This window comes from Aeromonas sp. (assembly GCF_050252055.1).
GTDB lineage: Bacteria > Pseudomonadota > Gammaproteobacteria > Enterobacterales > Aeromonadaceae > Aeromonas > Aeromonas caviae.
In genome coordinates this window covers 100,074-117,853 of record NZ_JBFWLQ010000013.1, presented here as the reverse complement: position 1 = coordinate 117,853, position 17,780 = coordinate 100,074, and the positions used below count along the sequence as shown (strand labels likewise).

The following is a 17,780-nucleotide window of genomic DNA, read 5'->3' as shown; positions in this document are numbered from 1 at the left end:
ACTTCATCAGACATTGAAAATCAAAAATTGTTTTTGATGCTCGATGCTGTGAGTGCCCACACAGATTGCTTGATTCAAATTGTTAAAGAGCGTCACGCTTATCGCGTTGAGGAGGCGCATCTTACGCGCCTCACTTCGAAAGTCAAGCGATTGTTTTCGCTTTTCTTTCGGCGCCCACCTCATCAGGAGGCTAGCTCATCAGTTCGGCGTGGTCCGCCGTGCTGGTAGGGGCGCATTATAGGGAGCCGCGCCGGGATGACAAGGGCTTTTTATAAAAATGCGCTCGTTTGCTGAAAAAGCAGGCTAAACCCCATGAAATGAGAGTTTACCCCAGTTTCACGCCGCTTTTTTGTTCATACCGTCAGTCTGGGCCTGAATGTAGTTGACCCAACTGGTCGCCCTGTCTTGCCAGTTGTTCTGCTGTTGCAGCTCGCGAGCCAACACCAGCGCCTGAGCATATTGTTCTTTATTGAGGTGTGCCTGCACCAGCAGGGCCTTGGCTCTGTTGCCCTGCTCTCCCTTCACCGACTTGATGGCCGCGAGCTGGGTCATGGCGGCATCCGTCTTGCCCTGTTGCAGCAGCAGTTCCGCGGCTCGCATGGCGGCCTTGGGGTGAGCATGTTCCCGGGCAAGCAGTTGCCAGCTGTCCACAGCCTTCGGCCACTCACGCGCTCCTTCCCACAACTGGGCCAGCAATTGGCGATTCTCGGCATTCTGCTTCATCACCCCCTTGGCCATGGCAGACTCCAGCAGACGCGCACCACGATAGGGCAGTCCCTGCCAGGCATACAGGCGGATCAGCTGGTTGCGGGCGGCGGCATCATCCATCAGTTGACGGTCGATGGCGGTTTGCAGCAGTGCAAGCGCTCGATCACCACGCTTGGCGGAGAGATTGAGCGACACAGCCTGCTGCCACCATTTGCTCTCTTTTGGCTCGCGGCGGATCAACTCTTCGGCCTGATCCGCAGCCACGCCGTAACGCTGCAATGCAGTGAGGGAGGAGAGGCGGATGATGGCTGCCTGCTTCTGCCAGCTTTTCTTCAACAGTTGTTCACTCTGGCTGGCTGCCTCGCCGTACTGCTTGTTGTGGTAATAGAGGCCAGCCAAGCGCAGACGCAAGGCATCGTCAGCCTTGATGGCCAATGCGGCCTTGTAGCTGGCGATGGCGCCGGGCCAGTTGGATTGCTGGGCCTGGATATCCCCTCGCAGACGCAACAACTGAAGTCGTTGCTGCTCTGGCCACTCTTTATAGGCAAGAGCCTGCTCCACGTAGCGACTCGCCTGTGCGGTCTGCTGCAGGTTGGCGGCCAGAGAGGCCTGTAACTGCGCCAGCCAGGCGTGCTCAGCCTCGGAACCGGGTTTGAGCACAGCCGCCTTGCTCTGGGCCTGTTGCCACTGGCCAGATTGATAGAGCTTCATCACGGGCTCCAGCTGGCGGGAGAAATGAGGGCTCACCTCCATCGCCAGACAGGCTTGGCTGACCAGGGCCAGCAGACAGATCCAGATCCGCAACATGGTTATGACTCCAATTTGAATTTGAGCGTGATGACTTGCACCAGCTTGTCGGTGGCGCCCGGCCTCGGCTGATAGCGCCACTTGTTGATCGCCTGAATGGCCGCTCGCTCGAACTGGCGCTTCGGCTTGGCCTCGACAACCTCCACATCCTGTACCCGGCCGTCGGCATCGACGCTGAAACGCAAGGTCACAGACCCCTCGATGCCGGCCTGCTGGGCCCGGTAGGGATAAACGGGCTCAACCCGTTGCAGTGGCATCAGCATGTCGCCGGCACCGATCCCGGTACCCTGCTGCTGACCATGGAAATTGCCGCTCGCGACCGGAGTGGGACTGGTCGCCACGCCAGGGGCAGAGACCTGTACCGCACTCAGGGTCGAGACCAGATCCAGGCTCGGCTGTACCGAAGGCAGCGGAGCCGCCGCCGGCATGGGCATCGGTGTCGAAGCCAGCGCGGCAGGCGGCTCCGGCAAGGGTTCCGGCTCCTGGGGTACCGGCCGCTCACGCACCTGTACCTCGGTCACCTCGTTCTGCATGTTGATGACAATGGATTTCTGCTCTGTGGTCGCCTTCTCTCCTCCGGGCGGCTCCACCAGGGTGGCCATGAACAACAGGATGCCCAGACTGAGGGTGATCCCCAGTCCCAGGCTCATCAACTTGTGTTTCATTTCGGTGCCACCGCCACGGCGATGTTGGCGATGCCTGCCGCCTTGGCTTCATCCATCACCCGCACCACCTTGCCGTGGGGTACCCGTTCATCGGCCTGGATCACCAGGCTTGCCTCGGGCTGCTCCGCCAACAGTCGGGCGAGGGTGGCCTGCACCCGCTCCACATCCACCTGTTTGCGGTCGAGGAAGATCTGCCCCTGAGCGCCGATCGCCAGCATGATGCTGGACGATTTCTGCGCCTTGGCCTGGCTGGCCTGGGGTCTGTGTACCTCAAGCCCGGCTTCGCGCACGAAGGAGGTGGTCACGATGAAGAAGATCAGCATGATGAAGACGATATCCAGCATGGGGGTCATGTCGATCTGCACTTCATCGCGCTGGCGTTTGGATTGCCGTCTCATTGCATTACCTTCTCTTCTCGCAGGCCGTCCCGGGTCTTGGCCAGCGCACGCTTGGCCTGACTCTCGAGCCGGCTAAGTAACAACACGCCGGAGAGGGCCACCACCATGCCTGCCATGGTGGGGATGGTGGCGCGGGAGATCCCGCCCGCCATGCTCTCCGGGTTAAAGCGGTTGGCCGCAGCCAGCGCATCGAATACGCCTATCATGCCGGTCACTGTACCCAGCAACCCCAGCATGGGGCAGAGCACCACCAGGGTGCGGATGAAGATCAGATGACGGTTGAGCGCCAGCTCCACTTCTGCCAGCCAGCGCCCGCGAATCGCGCGAGCGTGCCAGCTGTGACGCTCGCGACGCGCCTGCCAGCGGCCCAGCAGCTCACGCTGCAACGGTGCAAACCCCAGGTTGAGGTAGAGCAGCCGCTCGATCATCAGAATCCACATCAGCACCAGCAAGGCCAGAATGACCCAGAGCACCGGGCCGCCACGGCCCATGAAGCTCTGCAACTGCTGCCAGATGTCGAGCATCATGCTACCCGCTCCACCCTGTCACCATTGCTTTCGGCCCGCTCGGCCAGGATCCCGGCCACCTGCTGTTCCAGCACGTTGGAGAGCTCGGTGAAACGGGACTGCAACAGGCTGTGGGCCAGGATCAGCGGAATGGCCGCTACCAGACCTTGCACCGTGGTGACCAGGGCCATGGAGATGCCGCCCGCCATGATCTTGGGATCGCCGGTACCGAACTGGGTGATGGCCTGGAAGGTGCCGATCATACCGGTCACTGTCCCGAGCAGACCCAGCATGGGGGCGATGGCCGCGATCACCTTGACCATGCCGATGCCGCGCTCCAGGCGAGGAGTCTCCTGCAGGATCGCCTCATCCAGACGCAATTCGAGGGTCTCCATGCTCAGTTCTGGATGCTTGTCAGCCACCGTCAGCACCCGGCCGAGGGCGTTGTCGGCATGATATTCACCGCTCTTGAGCTGGCGACGAACCCGACCCAGTTCGCGAGAGAGGCTCCACAGCCGTACTCCAGCGATCCCCAGGCCGATAGCGGCCAGCAGCACGATGATGGCGCCGACCTGGCCGCCCTGCTGGACTTGCTGCCAGAAGGTGGGCGCCTGGGCCAGCATATCGAGCAGAACACCGTGGGAGGGGTCCAGCGGCAACGCTTCTCCCTCCTGACCCTGATAAGCGGCCACAGCGGAAAGCACGCTGCCTGGCAGGCCCAGCACCGGACTCAGGCCTTCGGCCCCCGGTTGCAAGAAACCAGCATCGCCCAGCAGGGCGAAGCTGCCGATCCGGGTCAACGTCTGCTCGCTGGCAACGCCTTGGGCATCAAGCACCTTGCCGTTGAACTGGGCAACCCGGCCCGATTCGCGGATCTCCTGCAGCAAGGTGGCTGGCAGCAGGGCAAGGGCGGCGCGATCAGGCACCTGTTTATCCTGTGCCATGGTTTTCAGTGGGGCGAGACGATCAGGATACTGGCCCTCGACGGCGGATTCGCTCAGCAACTTGACCGCATCGCTGGCCCCCTGACGGGTGACCGCAAAGATGTCGTTCATGTCGCCGGAGGCTTGCTCCCACTGGGTATTGAGCTCCACCAGCTGCTTTTCATTGGCCGCGAACTGGCTGGCCAGCTCCTTGCTCAGGCGCTGGGCCTCGGCCAGCTTGGTACGGGCAGTGCTCAGCTCCCTGGAGACAGACGCCAGATCCTGCTGAGCCTTCTGTTCACGGGCCTGTTCCTGCTGCTGCCAGGCTTCCTCGGCCACGGCGGCTGTGGTGCCCAGAGAGAGGGCGAGGGCAAGGGGTAACCACTTCATGGTGACGCTCATGACTGGGCCTCCTGACCACGGCTGACGGAAAGGGGGACATTCAACAACTGGGGAACTTTCTTGTCGGCAGCCATTTCCAACGCCTCGGCGATGGGGGAGAGCCACTGGCCGTCGAGGGCTTGCCACTGCTTGTGCTCGGCAGACCAACGCCACGCCTGGGAGCGATCGGCGGTCATCGCCAGCAGGGAGACCCGACCCAGAGCCAGCACATCGACCCGGCGCGGTGCGCCATCCAGCACCAGCTCGGCGGAATAATGGTCCAGCCTGCTGCCGTATTCGGCTTCAATCTGATAGGCCTGCAATAGCTGGCGGAACTTCTCCGCCTCGCTCACATCGGCTCTGGCCAGCGTCGCTTTCAAGGCAGCAACCCGCGCCAGACGATCCTCCCTGCGCAGCGGGATGTCATCCTGTACCAGCTGTTCCAGATCGGCTTGCATCTGCAGCATCAGGGGGACAAGCCCCTGTCTGGTCTCCTGTACCGCCTCCAACTGCTGGTCCAGCTTGCCCAGCTCGTTTTGCTGATCGGCCACCAGAGACTGCATGTAGCGGTTGTAGGCTTCCAGATCCCGCAGTTGCAGTTGGGCATTTTGCAGCTCAATCCTGGCGGCGACGGCTCCATCGGCGGCTTTCTCCACACGCAGCTGGGAGGCTTTCCCGTCGGCGATACTGTTCTTCAATGCTGGCGCAACCACTTCGTCGGCGGACACGACGCAATGAACGGCCATGGGTAACAAGGCCAGACCCCAAAACTTGTTCATGATATAAATCTTAACAATGATAACTATTCTCATTGTCTCAAAGAGTAGGGTCACTGGCAATCAGATGATTTTCTTGGCCTCTGGCCGAAAAAACAGGATACTTTTTAGACAAGTACGGGAATAACTGGCGTTGGTAGTCGCAACACCATTTTAAATAACTAAAAAATGTCTTTTCGATCAGCAAGATAAGTGATCGAAAAAGGAGACTTACATGTTTAACGATGCGATCTGGGAACACATAGATCGGTTCACCAAGGCGAAGAAGACCAGCGAGATCCAGCAACAACTGGAGCGCTTCAGTCATCAGATGGGGTTTGATTACTTCCGTTTGCTGATTATTTTCCCCATCAGTATGCAGAAATCCCATGTGGCCTTGTTCAACAACTGCCCCACCAGCTGGTTTGATGCCTATTCGGAACGACACTACCTGACCCAGGATCCGGTCGTCTTCCTGGGACTGAAGCAGACCCAGCCCATCTTCTGGAACAAGCTCGATTGTGATGCCCCCTGGTTGCCCAGCGCCAGCAGGGAAGTAATGAACCTCGCCGCCGACTTCGGGGTGAGGAACGGCGTCTCCTTCCCGCTGCACACGCCGCAGGGGGAACACGGCATCCTCTCTTTCATCAGCAAGGAGAAGTCCAATTCCGATCTGATGTTTGAAAACGTTCCCCTGCTGTCATTCTGTGCCAGCTACATTTTCAACTCGGCCCTGACCCTCATCAAGGCCAGGCCAGACCTGATGAAATACCTGGCCGAGCTGTCGGATCGGGAGAAGGAGTGCCTGTTCTGGGCCAGCGAGGGCAAGACCTCCTGGGAGATCGCCACCATCCTCGGCATCAGCGAGCGAACCGTGAACTTCCACCTCAATCAGGTCACCAACAAGACGGACTCGCGCAACCGCAACCAGGCGATTGCCAAGAGCATCTCCAGCGGCATCATTGTGCCTTCCCTGGACGACGTGACCATCACCAACCTGCGGCTGTCGTAGCCTGTTTTGCCAAAACAAAAAGAGCCGCAATGCGGCTCTTTTTTCATTTCCGGCGACGGCTTATTCCACAGTCACGGATTTGGCCAGGTTGCGTGGCTGATCCACGTCGGTGCCCTTGATGAGGGCGACGTGGTAGGAGAGCAACTGCAGCGGCACGGTATAGACGATCGGCGCGATCATCTCTTCCACGTGGTTCAGGCTCATCACCCGCATGGTCTCGTCGCTCTTGAAACCGGCGTCCGCATCGGCGAACACATAGAGGATACCGCCACGGGCACGCACCTCTTCCACGTTGGACTTGAGCTTCTCCAGCAGATCGTTGTTCGGCGCCACGACGATGATGGGCATCTCGGCATCGATCAGCGCCAGCGGGCCATGCTTCAACTCACCGGCGGCATAGGCTTCTGCGTGGATGTAGGATATCTCCTTGAGTTTGAGCGCCCCTTCCATGGCGATGGGGTACTGACTGCCACGACCGAGGAACAGGCTATGGTGCTTGTCGGCAAACTCTTCGGCCAGAGTCTCGATCTGCTTGGCCAGGGCCAGGCTCTCCTTGATGCGCACAGGCAGGGCTTGCAGCGCCTTGACCAGTTCGGCCTCGGCGGCGGCGCTCAGGTTGCCACGGCAGTGACCGACGGAGGCCACCAGCATCAGCAGACCAGCCAACTGGGTGGTGAACGCTTTGGTGGACGCCACCCCGATCTCGGCACCAGCCCGGGTCATGAAGGCCAGGTCGGATTCGCGCACCAGGGAGGAGCCTGGTACGTTGCAGATGGCCAGAGAGCTCATGTAACCAGACTCCTTGGCCAGACGCAGGGCTGCCAGGGTATCGGCAGTCTCGCCGCTCTGGGAGAGGGTCACCAGCAGGCTGTTGGGACGCACCACCGACTTGCGATAGCGGAACTCGGAGGCGATCTCCACGTCGCAGGAGACGCCGGCGATCTCTTCGAACCAGTAGCGCGCCACCATGCCGGAGTTGTAGGAGGTGCCACAGGCGACGATCTGGACGTGCTCGACCTTGTCGAAAATGGCACGGGCGCCGTTGCCGAAGGACTCGACCACCACGTGATCGCTGCCCAGGCGGCCTTCCAGGGTATTGGTGATGGCCTTGGGCTGCTCGTAGATCTCCTTGAGCATGTAGTGGCGGTATTCACCCTTGTCACCGGCATCGTGGGACAACTCGGACTCCAGCTCTTCGCGCACCACGGCCTCGCCGTGGGTATCGAAGATGTGCACGTCGCGGCGGGTCACTTCGGCCACATCGCCCTCCTCCAGGAAGATGAAGCGGCGGGTCACCGGCAGCAGGGCCATCTGGTCGGAGGCGATGAAGTTCTCGCCGATGCCGCGGCCGATCACCAGGGGGGAGCCGGAACGGGCCACCACCACGCGGCTGTCGTCACGGCTGTCCATCACGACTGTGCCGTAGGCGCCGCGCAGCTGCTTCACCGCTACCTGCATGGCCGCCAGCAGGCTGGGGGCGGATTTCAGCTCGTGGTGCACCAGGTGGGCGATCACTTCGGTGTCGGTGTCGGAGCTGAAGACATAGCCCAGCGCCTTCAACTCTTCCCGCAGCTCTTCGTGGTTCTCGATGATGCCGTTGTGCACCACCACGATATGCTCGGAGACGTGGGGGTGAGCATTGCGCTCGGACGGCTCGCCATGGGTAGCCCAGCGGGTGTGGGCAATGCCGGTACCACCGTGGACGGACTGCTCCTCCAGCGCCTTGGCCAGCTCGGCCACCTTGCCGAGGCGACGTACCCGCTGCAGCGGCTGGTTGGCGCTGAACACGGCGACACCGGCCGAATCGTAGCCACGGTATTCCAGACGGCGCAGACCCTCTACCAGGATTTCAGCCACATCACGTTGGGCGACGGCCCCGACGATGCCACACATAGACTTCTCCTTGAAACGTAAGACGTTAATTCGGTTGGATAATGGTTTGTTCAAATCACACGGCCACGGGAGCGCAAATCAGCGTGATCCCCCTGGCCTGAATCTGTTCTCTGGCCGCATTGCTCAGCCCCTCGTCGGTCACCAGGGTATGGATGCCGGACCAGGGCAGCTCGAGATTGGGGATCTTTCGGCCGATCTTTTCCGACTCCACCATGACGATGACCTCCCGTGACACTTCGGCCATGACCCGGGAGAGGCCCACCAGCTCGTTGAAGGTGGTGGTGCCCCGCTCCGGGTCGATGCCATCGGCACCGATGAAGAGCTGGTCGAAGTCATAGGAGCGCAGCACCTGCTCCGCCACCTGACCCTGGAATGATTCGGAATGGGGATCCCAGGTCCCGCCAGTCATCAGCAGGGTGGGCTCGTTTTCCAGCTCGCGCAGGGCACCGGCCACATTGAGGGAGTTGGTCATGACGATGAGGCCGCGCTTGTTGCCCAGCATGGGGATCATGGCGCTGGTGGTGCTGCCGCTGTCGATGATGACGCGGTTGTGATCGCGGATCCGCTCGGCGGCAGCGCGGGCAATGGCCAGCTTTCGATTCGAAACTTGTTCCGGGTTGCTGTCCACCACCATCTCGCTGGGGAGGGGAACGGCACCGCCGTAGCGACGCAGCAACAGGCCACCGGTCTCCAGCACCGCCAGATCTTTGCGGATGGTCACCTCGGAAGTGGCGAAGTGTTTGGCCAGGGCATCGACGCTGACTTCCCCCTGCTCCTGCACCAGACTCACTATGGTGTGACGGCGCTGCTGTGTGTTGCGTTTGGTCATCTTTAAGTTTCGATTCGAAAGAATTGCGAAATATTAATGCCTTTTCGGGAAAAATCAAACGGCAAATAGGATCCGATTTGGTTCGATGCCAGAATGAGGAGCCGATTTGCGACGAGGACGCCATGCAAAAACGACTCATCTGGCTGGTGGAAGATGAAGCCAGCATTGCCGATACCCTGATCTATGCCCTGCAGACCGATGGTTTCGAGGTGGAGTGGTTCCCCCTCGGCCAGCCGTTGCTGGCGCGACTGGAACAGACGCGACCGGATTTTTTGATCCTGGATGTGGGGCTGCCGGACATCAGCGGTTTTGAACTGTGCAAGCGGGTGCGGGCACTGACCGATATTCCCCTGATGTTTCTCACCGCTCGCAGCGAGGAGATAGACAGGCTGATCGGGCTGGAGATAGGGGCAGACGACTATGTGGCCAAACCCTTCTCACCCCGTGAGGTGTGCGCCCGGGTGCGGGTCATCCTGCGCCGCAGCCAGCCCGCCCCCTACCAGCCGATACAGCCACTCGCCCTGGACGAGGAGCGGGCACGAATCTGCTTCCTGGGCCAGCCCCTGACGCTCACCCGCTATGAGTACCTGCTGCTCAAGACCCTGATGCTGGCGCCGGGTCGGGTCTACTCCCGCCAGCAGCTGATGGATCTGGTGTGGCAGGATGCGGAAGAGAGTCTGGATCGCACCGTCGACACCCACATCAAGACTCTGCGGGCCAAGCTGCGGGAGCGGGACCCTGACGCCAACCTGATCCTGACCCACCGCGGGCTGGGCTACAGTCTGGAGCTGGCATGAACTCGGGGTGGCCGGGCATCGGCAGGGGGATGAGATGAGAATCGGATTGCAACTGCTGTGCGGCCTGGTGCTGATCTTCGCCCTGGCCGCCTGGTTCGTGCTGGAGATCTTCGTCGAGGAGATCAAGCCCGGGGTACGCAGCGCCACCGAAGATACCCTGGTAGACATGGCGCAGATGCTGGCCCCCCTGGCCCTGGACGACATGCAGGAAGGAAAGATGGCGAATGGCCGGCTGGCCAGCGCCTTCGCCCGCCTGAACCAGAGTCCCATCAATGCCCTCATCGATGGCCACCTCAAGCAGCAGGCGGAGTACCGCATCTATGTGACCGACGCAAAAGGCAGGGTGGTCTACGACTCGGACGGGGTGGATCTGGGCAAGGACTACTCGCGCTGGAACGACGTCTACCTGACCCTGCGCGGCGAATATGGCGCCCGCAGCACCCGCAGCGACCCCGACGATCCCGCCAGTTCGGTGATGCACGTGGCCGCCCCGCTGCGGGAAGGGGATGACATCCTCGGCTCCCTCACCGTCGCCAAGCCCAACAGCACCCTGCAGCCCATGATAGAGCGCAGCGAAGACCAGTTGCTGAAAGGGGCGGCCCTGCTGCTGTTCATCTCGCTGCTCATCGGCGCCTTGCTGGTGTGGTGGCTCAACCGCGCCATCGGCAAGCTGGTGCACTATGCAGATGCAATCAGCCAGGGTCAGCCCGCCAGCCTGCCGCGCCTCTACAGCCCCGAACTGGACAGGCTAGGCCACTCCCTGGAAACCATGCGCCGCCAACTGGACGGCAAGGCCTATATCGAGGCCTATGTCCACAGCCTGACCCACGAGCTCAAAAGCCCGCTGGCGGCCATTCGCGGGGCGGGGGAGATTCTGGCCGAGGCGCCGCCGCCGGACATCGCAAAGCGCTTTATCGGCAACATCAATCTGGAGACGGCCCGCATGCAGCAGCTGATCGAGCGCATGCTGCAACTCGCCCGCCTCGAATCAGGGCAGGGGCTGGACAGACAATCCGTCGAGCCGGCCCGGCTGGGCAGACGGGTGCTCGACGCCCGCCAGATCCAGGCCCAGCGCCGCCAGATCTCCCTGCACGCCGAGCTGGGGGAAGGTCAGAAGCAGAAGTGGGATCCCCTGCTGGTGGAGCAGGCCCTTGGCAACCTGCTGGACAACGCCCTCGATTTCGCCCCCGTCGGCAGTACCCTGGTGCTGAGCGGCGCCATGGAGGAGGGGGGTTATTGCTTCCGGGTGCGGGATCAGGGGCCAGGCATTCCCGACTTTGCGCTGCCCAGGATTTTCGAGCGTTTCTACTCCCTGCCAAGGCCAGACAAGGGAAAAAGCAGCGGCCTCGGGCTCAGTTTTGCCATGGAGGTGGCACGCCAGCATGGCGGCCATCTTGCTCTTGCCAATCAGCCGGACGGGGGGGTGCTGGCCACACTCTGGCTGCCCGGCAACTGAGGACACTTCACACCAAGCACACAGAGCCGGGCTAAGCTGCACCTCCTCGATGACGACCTTCCCCGTCGATGCGCATTCATATTAATCAAGGAGATAGATATGCCCCGTATGCTGTTGTCCGGTCTGCTTGCTGCTGGCCTCTTCTGTGCACTGCCTGCCAGCGCCGCTTCTGGCTGCATGCTGTTTGCCGACGGCACCGGCAAACCCGTCAGCACCCAGGGGGACTGTGCCGCCCAGTTGACCCCGGCCTCCACCTTCAAGATCCCGCTGGCAGTGATGGGCTATGACAGCGGCTTCCTGGTGGATGAACAACTGCCTGCCCTGCCGTTCAAGGCCGGTGATCCTGATTTCCTGCCGGAGTGGAAACAGACCACCACCCCGAGCAGCTGGATGCAATTCTCGGTCATCTGGTACTCGCAGCGCCTCACCGAGTGGCTGGGAGAGGCTCGCTTCCAGCACTACGTGGACAGCTTCGACTACGGCAACCGGGATCTCGAAGGCAACCCGGGCAAGCACGACGGTCTGACCCAGGCCTGGCTCAGCGCCAGCCTCGCCATCAGCCCCCAGGAGCAAGCCCGCTTCCTTGGCAAGATGGTGAGCGGCAAGCTGCCGGTCTCCGCCCAGACCCTGCGCCATACCGCCAACCTGATGCGTCAGCCCGACATCGACGGTTGGCAGATCCACGGCAAGACCGGCATGGGTTACCCCAAGCTGCTGGATGGCAGCCTGGACAGGGAGCAGCAGATCGGCTGGTTCGTCGGCTGGGCCAGCAAACAGGACAAGACGCTCATCTTCGTCCACACCGTCATCCAGACGCCGGGCAAGCAGTTCGCTTCCCTCAGGGCCAGGGAGGAGGTGTTCGCCGCCCTGCCGGCCCGGTTGAAGACACTCTGATGCCAGCAACACCGGCGCCTGGCGCCGGTTTTTTTATCCCCCTTCACCACTACTTCACACTGCCCCATCCTCCCTTCACGCGACCCCGGCACACTCCCGTTCAACAACAAGGAGACGTGTCATGGTCAAACAGATTTTCACCCACAAGATCGCCCTGCTGCTGTTGCTCTGCCTGCTGATGATGATCCCGGTTCACGCCATCATGGAGCTGAATCGGGAGCGCCAGGCCTATCGCAGTCAGGCCATTCACAGCATCATGGCCAGCCACAGCGGGCCCCAGCGCCTGATGGGGCCCGTACTGGTACAACCCTATACCCGGGCCGTCACCGTCGAGCAGGATGGCAAACATTTCGTGCGCAAGGAGCAGGTCTATCGCTACCTGCTGCCCAAGAGGCTGGACGTGCGGGCCAGCATGGAGGTGACCCCGCGCAAGCTCGGCATCTATCAGGCCCAGATTTATCACAGTCGCCTCTCTCTCTCCGGCCTGATGCCCACCAGCCTGGCTGACAAGGGGCTGGTGGCCGGCAACCCGAACCTGAGCTTCGACCCGGCTGATCCCGCCCTGGTGCCGGGCAAACCCTATCTCAGCCTGATCCTCTCCGATGCCCGGGGCATCAGCCGCGTACCCGAACTGCAATGGGGGGAGCAACGCATCCCGTTTGCCCCTGGTGCCCAGCTGGGGGACGGGCGAGTGGGGATCCATGCCCCGCTCGACGCCTTGCCAGACGAAGATGGCCGCTTTCACATCGAGCTGGATCTGCAGGGCATGAACGCGCTGGAAGTGGTGCCGCTCGGACAGGACAGCCGGTTTCACCTGAGCGGCAACTGGCCCCATCCCAATTTTCTCGGCGACTTTCTGCCCGGTGAACGCACCCTTGCGGATCAAGGGTTCGAGGCAAGCTGGCAGACCAGCTGGTTCGCCACCGACATGGAGAGTCGCTTCAACCGCATGATGAAGGGAACGGGCACCAAACTGCCGTCATTCAGCGTCAGCCTGGTGCAACCGGTGGATCACTATCAGCTGAACGAGCGGGCCGCCAAATATGCCCTGCTGTTCATCGGCCTCACCTTCATCAGCTTCTTCATGTTCGAGCTGATCAAGGGACTGCGGGTACACCCCATCCAGTACGCGCTGGTGGGCATGGGGCTGGCCATCTTCTATCTGGTGCTGCTGGCGCTGACCGAGCATCTCGGCTTTACCTTGGCCTATCTCATTGCCGCCCTGGCCAGTGTGGCCCTCAACGGCTTCTACCTGAGCCATGTGCTGGGCGGCCCGAAACAGGGCATGGGATTCGCCGCCCTGCTGGGGCTGGTCTACGCCATCCTGTTCGGGCTGCTGCAGGCCGAGGAGACAGCCCTGTTGCTCGGCGCCCTGCTGCTGTTCGCCACCCTGGCGCTGGTCATGGGGCTGACTCGCAAGCTCGACTGGTATCAGGTGATGGAGAGCAGTCCCTCCGCCACCGCATGGGCGGCCCCCCAGCCATCGACCAGTAACACCAGCCATCAGCCATAAGCAAAAAAACCGGCGCCTTCGGGCGCCGGTTTGCATTTCATTGATCGGGCATCACTTCTTCTTGACCGGACGGGGCCAGTTGGGAATGTGGCGCTGGGGCACCCGGGTGATCACCAGCTCGTTTTCCGCCACATCCTTGGTGATGGTGGAACCCGCTCCCAGGGTCGCCCCCTTGCCGATGCGCACCGGCGCCACCAGCTGGGTATCGGAGCCGACAAACACATCGTCCTCGATGATGGTCTGGAACTTGTTCACCCCGTCGTAATTGCAGGTGATGGTGCCGGCACCGATGTTCACCTTGGCGCCGACGTCCGCATCCCCCAGATAGGTCAGATGACCGCACTTCGAGCCAACCCCCAGCCGGGCCTTCTTCATCTCGACGAAGTTGCCGACATGGGCATCCTGCTCCAGCACGGCACCCGGGCGCAGGCGGGTAAAGGGCCCGACCGAGCACTGGTCGGCAATTTGCGCACCTTCGATGACGGAGTAAGGTTTCACCTCGGAGTGGTCGCCGATCACGCAATCCTTCAGCACGCTGCCGGCACCGATGCGCACGTGATTGCCCAGCACCACCTTGCCTTCGATGATGACGTTGACGTCGATCACCACCTCCTCCCCGATTTCCAGGGAACCCCGCAGATCGAAACGGGCCGGATCGATCAGGGTGGCGCCAGCGATCATCAGCTTCTCGGCCTGCATCTGCTGGTAGCTGCGCTCGAGCGCCGCCAGCTGCACCCGGTTGTTGGCCCCTTCCACTTCCATGGCGCTGTCCGGGTGGACGGCGGCGATGGCACAGCCATCCCCATGGGCCATGGCGATGACGTCGGTCAGGTAGAACTCGCCCTGGGCATTCTTGTTGTCCAGGCGGGAGAGCCAGCTGCGCAGCTGGCCGCCGTTGGCCACCAGCACGCCGGTGTTCACTTCACGGATGGCGAGTTGCTCGGCGTTGGCATCCTTCTGCTCGACAATGCCGACCACCTGACCGTGTTCCCGCACGATGCGGCCATAGCCGGTCGGATTGTCCAGTACCACGGTCAGCAGCGCCATGCCATCGTCGGTCTTGGCGGCCAGCAACCTTTGCAGGGTCTCGGGCTGGATCAGCGGGGTATCGCCGTAGAGCACCAGCACGTCGTCTTCGTCATGCCAGAACGGAATGGCCTGGGCAACGGCATGGCCGGTTCCCAGTTGCTGGGCCTGCAGCACCCAGTTCAGGTCGGATGCCTGGATCCGCTCCTTCAGCAGTTCGGCGCCGTGGCCATAGACCAGGTGCAGCTGTTCGGCACCGATCTGGCGGGCGGTCTCGATCACATGGGAGACCATGGGCTTGCTGGCAACGGGGTGCAGCACCTTGGGCAGGGAGGAACGCATGCGGGTGCCTTTGCCCGCAGCCAGGATCACGACGTTGAGAGACATAGCTAGCCTTTGAAACAGGTGGAAATGCTGGGCGGAGTCTATCCAACGGGCAAAAAAAAAGCGACCCGAAGGTCGCTTTTTGCATCACCGTGATTAACGGTAATTCTTTTTGACGATATCGATAACCCGCAGCTGGGCCATCGCTTTGGCCAGCTCGGCAGACGCCTGAGCATAGTCGATATCACCATGGGAGCTGTTGATCCGCTCTTCGGCACGACGCTTGGCTTCCTGGGCTTTCGCCTCATCCAGATCGTCTGCGCGAATGGCGGTATCGGCCAGCACGGTCACGGCTTCGGGTTGTACTTCCAGCATGCCGCCGGAGATGTACAGCACCTCTTCGCTACCATTTTGCTTGATCAAGCGGACCAGGCCCGGCTTGATGGCAGTCAGCAACGGAGCATGACCGTGGCGGAGACCCAGCTCACCTTCGGAGCCTGATACCTGGGCAGATTGCACGCGACCGGAAAACAGTTTTCCTTCGGCGCTCACCACATCCAGGTGAAAGGAGATCATCTCAGCCATGGGCCCTCCTATCGAGGCTTACAGTTTCTTGGACTTCTCGACGACTTCGTCGATGCCGCCAACCATGTAGAACGCCTGCTCCGGCAGATCGTCATACTCGCCCTTCAGGATGCCCTGGAAGCCACGGATGGTTTCCTTCAGCGGCACATATTTGCCCGGAGAACCGGTAAATACTTCGGCCACGAAGAACGGCTGGGACAGGAAACGCTCGATCTTACGGGCACGGGCTACGGTCAGTTTGTCTTCTTCTGACAGTTCATCCATACCCAGGATGGCGATGATGTCCTTCAGCTCCTTGTAGCGCTGCAGTACGGTCTGAACGCCACGAGCGGTCTCGTAGTGCTCCTTGCCAACCACCAGCGGATCCAGCTGACGGGAGGTGGAGTCCAGCGGGTCAACGGCCGGGTAGATACCCAGAGCCGCGATCTGACGGGACAGTACGACGGTCGCATCCAGGTGGGCGAAGGTGGTCGCCGGAGACGGGTCGGTCAAGTCATCCGCAGGCACGTAAACGGCCTGTACGGAGGTGATGGAACCGGTCTTGGTGGAGGTGATGCGCTCTTGCAGAACACCCATCTCCTCGGCCAGGGTCGGCTGGTAACCTACTGCGGAGGGCATACGGCCCAGCAGTGCGGATACTTCGGTACCGGCCAGGGTGTAACGGTAGATGTTGTCCACGAAGAACAGCACGTCACGACCTTCGTCACGGAACTTCTCGGCCATGGTCAGGCCGGTCAGCGCCACGCGCAGACGGTTTCCGGGCGGCTCGTTCATCTGACCGTAAACCAGAGATACTTTGTCCAGTACGTTGGACTCCATCATCTCGTGGTAGAAGTCGTTACCCTCACGGGTACGCTCACCTACACCGGCGAACACGGAGTAACCGCTGTGCTCGATCGCGATGTTACGGATCAGCTCCATCATGTTGACGGTCTTGCCGACACCGGCGCCGCCGAACAGACCAACCTTACCACCCTTGGCGAACGGACATACCAGGTCGATAACCTTGATGCCGGTCTCCAGCAGCTCGGTGCTGTTGGACTGATCTTCGTAGCTGGGGGCTTCGCGGTGGATGGACCAACGCTCTTCTTCGCCGATCGGACCCTTCTCGTCGATGGGGTCGCCCAGTACGTTCATGATACGGCCCAGGGTCGAGGTACCGACCGGTACCTGGATGGCCTTGCCGCTGTTAACTACTTCCAACCCACGACGCAGACCGTCGGAGGAACCCATGGTGATGCAACGCACGACGCCGCCGCCGATCTGTTGCTGAACTTCCAGTACCAGACCCTGGCCTTGGCCTTCGCTGACAACCTTCAGTGCATCGTACACCTGGGGCACGGCATTCTGCGGGAACTCGATGTCCACCACAGCGCCGATGATTTGGACGATGAAACCGTTACTCATGTCAAATCCTCTAAACCTTTGATAACCCTTGCCTTACACCGCAGCAGCACCGGAAACGATCTCTGTGAGCTCCTGGGTAATACTGGCCTGACGGGCCTTGTTGTATACCAGTTGCAGATCGTTAATCAGGTTGCCGGCGTTGTCAGTCGCGGCTTGCATGGCAACCATTCGGGCTGCCTGTTCACTTGCCAAGTTTTCTACCACACCCTGGTAGACCTGGGATTCGACGTAGCGAATCAGCAGGGTATCCAGCAGTTGCTTGGGATCCGGCTCATAGAGGTAGTCCCAGTGGTGCTTCTTGGCGAGCTTGCTGTCTTCTGTTACGGGCAAAGGCAGCAGTTGATCGACTTTTGGTTGCTGAACCATGGTGTTGACGAACTTGTTGTACACCAGATACAGCCTGTCAATCTCACCGTTGTCGTAAGCCTTCAGCATGACCTTCACTGAACCGATCAGGTCATTGACGCTCGGGTTGTCACCCAGTCCGGAGACGTGGGCTTTCACCTTGGCGCCGTGCCGTTCAAAGAAGTTGGAGGCCTTGTTACCGATCAATGCCAGGTCAACCTTGGCACCTTTCGCGCTCCATTGCTTCATATCATTGAGGGCAGCCTTGAACAGGTTGATGTTCAGACCACCACACAGGCCACGGTCGGTGGAGACGACGATGTAACCCACTCGCTTCACCTCACGTTCGATGAGGTAGGGGTGCTTGTATTCCAAGTTCCCCTGAGCGATATGGCCGATCACCTTGCGCATGGTTTCAGCGTACGGACGGCTGGCAGACATGCGTTCCTGCGCACGGCGCATCTTGCTCGCTGCCACCATTTCCATAGCGCTGGTGATCTTCTGAGTGTTCTTCACACTCCCGATCTTGTTACGTATCTCTTTTGCGCCGGCCATC

At 61.0% G+C, this 17,780-nt stretch carries 18 protein-coding genes; 6 read left to right on the top strand and 12 right to left on the bottom strand.

The genetic code is table 11. From position 1 onward, the window contains the following. On the top strand, positions 1–228 hold a 228-nt coding region (locus tag AB7E19_RS19385), incomplete at its 5' end, for a hypothetical protein (RefSeq protein ID WP_427936284.1). 108 nt (positions 229–336) lie between these two features. Here the strand turns inward: AB7E19_RS19385 and AB7E19_RS19380 are convergent. The 6 genes from AB7E19_RS19380 to AB7E19_RS19355 are packed head-to-tail and all read right to left on the bottom strand — an operon-like array spanning position 337 to position 5,167. Beyond that, entirely contained in the window at positions 337–1,515 is a 1,179-nt protein-coding gene (locus tag AB7E19_RS19380; protein ID WP_322131120.1) for a hypothetical protein, read from the bottom strand. A 2-nt stretch (positions 1,516–1,517) separates the two neighbouring features. Next, on the bottom strand, positions 1,518–2,180 hold the full coding sequence (locus AB7E19_RS19375) for an energy transducer TonB (RefSeq protein WP_069651568.1): 663 nt from the start codon (positions 2,178–2,180) through the stop codon (positions 1,518–1,520). After that, positions 2,177–2,578: an ExbD/TolR family protein gene (locus AB7E19_RS19370; RefSeq protein WP_010672232.1), complete on the bottom strand. Its 402-nt coding sequence runs from the start codon at positions 2,576–2,578 to the stop codon at positions 2,177–2,179. The genes AB7E19_RS19375 and AB7E19_RS19370 overlap by 4 nt, the downstream gene beginning before the upstream one ends. Next, complete coding sequence (locus AB7E19_RS19365) at positions 2,575–3,105, bottom strand: MotA/TolQ/ExbB proton channel family protein (RefSeq protein ID WP_010672233.1); 531 nt, start codon at positions 3,103–3,105, stop codon at positions 2,575–2,577. The genes AB7E19_RS19370 and AB7E19_RS19365 overlap by 4 nt, the downstream gene beginning before the upstream one ends. Further along, a complete protein-coding gene (locus AB7E19_RS19360; protein WP_319882614.1) occupies positions 3,102–4,409 on the bottom strand; it encodes a MotA/TolQ/ExbB proton channel family protein in 1,308 nt (435 codons plus the stop codon). Before AB7E19_RS19360 ends, AB7E19_RS19365 begins: the two co-directional genes overlap by 4 nt. Further along, complete coding sequence (locus AB7E19_RS19355; protein WP_180344745.1) at positions 4,406–5,167, bottom strand: DUF3450 domain-containing protein; 762 nt, start codon at positions 5,165–5,167, stop codon at positions 4,406–4,408. Before AB7E19_RS19355 ends, AB7E19_RS19360 begins: the two co-directional genes overlap by 4 nt. Positions 5,168–5,378: 211 nt before the next feature. On the opposite strand from AB7E19_RS19355, the gene AB7E19_RS19350 reads away from it, so the two are divergent. Continuing rightward, the gene (locus tag AB7E19_RS19350; protein WP_010672236.1) at positions 5,379–6,155 is read left to right on the top strand and encodes a LuxR family transcriptional regulator; all 777 of its coding nucleotides are present in this window, start codon (positions 5,379–5,381) and stop codon (positions 6,153–6,155) included. Positions 6,156–6,215: 60 nt separating this feature from the next. On the opposite strand, the gene glmS is transcribed toward AB7E19_RS19350, so the two are convergent. Together glmS and AB7E19_RS19340 are read right to left on the bottom strand one after the other, a co-directional pair. Further along, positions 6,216–8,048 (bottom strand): glutamine--fructose-6-phosphate transaminase (isomerizing), encoded by a 1,833-nt coding sequence (gene glmS / locus AB7E19_RS19345; protein WP_010672252.1) that lies wholly within the window; start codon positions 8,046–8,048, stop codon positions 6,216–6,218. Between the two features lie 55 nt (positions 8,049–8,103). Continuing rightward, on the bottom strand, positions 8,104–8,877 hold the full coding sequence (locus tag AB7E19_RS19340) for a DeoR/GlpR family DNA-binding transcription regulator (RefSeq protein ID WP_010672253.1): 774 nt from the start codon (positions 8,875–8,877) through the stop codon (positions 8,104–8,106). 122 nt (positions 8,878–8,999) lie between these two features. Here AB7E19_RS19340 and blrA point away from each other — a divergent pair, with 122 nt between their 5' ends. From blrA to creD, 4 genes are all read left to right on the top strand, one after another. After that, positions 9,000–9,674: a beta-lactam response regulator transcription factor BlrA gene (blrA, locus tag AB7E19_RS19335; RefSeq protein ID WP_041212060.1), complete on the top strand. Its 675-nt coding sequence runs from the start codon at positions 9,000–9,002 to the stop codon at positions 9,672–9,674. A 34-nt stretch (positions 9,675–9,708) separates the two neighbouring features. Then, complete coding sequence (blrB, locus tag AB7E19_RS19330; RefSeq protein WP_045522705.1) at positions 9,709–11,130, top strand: beta-lactam sensor histidine kinase BlrB; 1,422 nt, start codon at positions 9,709–9,711, stop codon at positions 11,128–11,130. 99 nt (positions 11,131–11,229) lie between these two features. Further along, entirely contained in the window at positions 11,230–12,024 is a 795-nt protein-coding gene (blaOXA, locus tag AB7E19_RS19325) for a class D beta-lactamase (RefSeq protein ID WP_427936278.1), read from the top strand. A gap of 121 nt (positions 12,025–12,145) precedes the next feature. Continuing rightward, the gene (gene creD, locus AB7E19_RS19320) at positions 12,146–13,537 is read left to right on the top strand and encodes a cell envelope integrity protein CreD (protein ID WP_322131117.1); all 1,392 of its coding nucleotides are present in this window, start codon (positions 12,146–12,148) and stop codon (positions 13,535–13,537) included. Between the two features lie 51 nt (positions 13,538–13,588). Here creD and glmU read toward each other — a convergent pair whose 3' ends face one another. From glmU to atpG, 4 genes are all read right to left on the bottom strand, one after another. Continuing rightward, complete coding sequence (glmU, locus tag AB7E19_RS19315; RefSeq protein ID WP_263309558.1) at positions 13,589–14,950, bottom strand: bifunctional UDP-N-acetylglucosamine diphosphorylase/glucosamine-1-phosphate N-acetyltransferase GlmU; 1,362 nt, start codon at positions 14,948–14,950, stop codon at positions 13,589–13,591. Between the two features lie 93 nt (positions 14,951–15,043). Further along, complete coding sequence (locus tag AB7E19_RS19310; protein ID WP_010672259.1) at positions 15,044–15,472, bottom strand: F0F1 ATP synthase subunit epsilon; 429 nt, start codon at positions 15,470–15,472, stop codon at positions 15,044–15,046. Positions 15,473–15,490: 18 nt separating this feature from the next. Then, positions 15,491–16,879, bottom strand: coding sequence for a F0F1 ATP synthase subunit beta (atpD, locus tag AB7E19_RS19305; RefSeq protein WP_010672260.1), 1,389 nt, complete (start codon positions 16,877–16,879; stop codon positions 15,491–15,493). A 33-nt stretch (positions 16,880–16,912) separates the two neighbouring features. Then, positions 16,913–17,779 (bottom strand): F0F1 ATP synthase subunit gamma, encoded by an 867-nt coding sequence (gene atpG / locus AB7E19_RS19300; protein WP_010672261.1) that lies wholly within the window; start codon positions 17,777–17,779, stop codon positions 16,913–16,915. Between the last annotated feature and the right edge of the window lies 1 nt (position 17,780).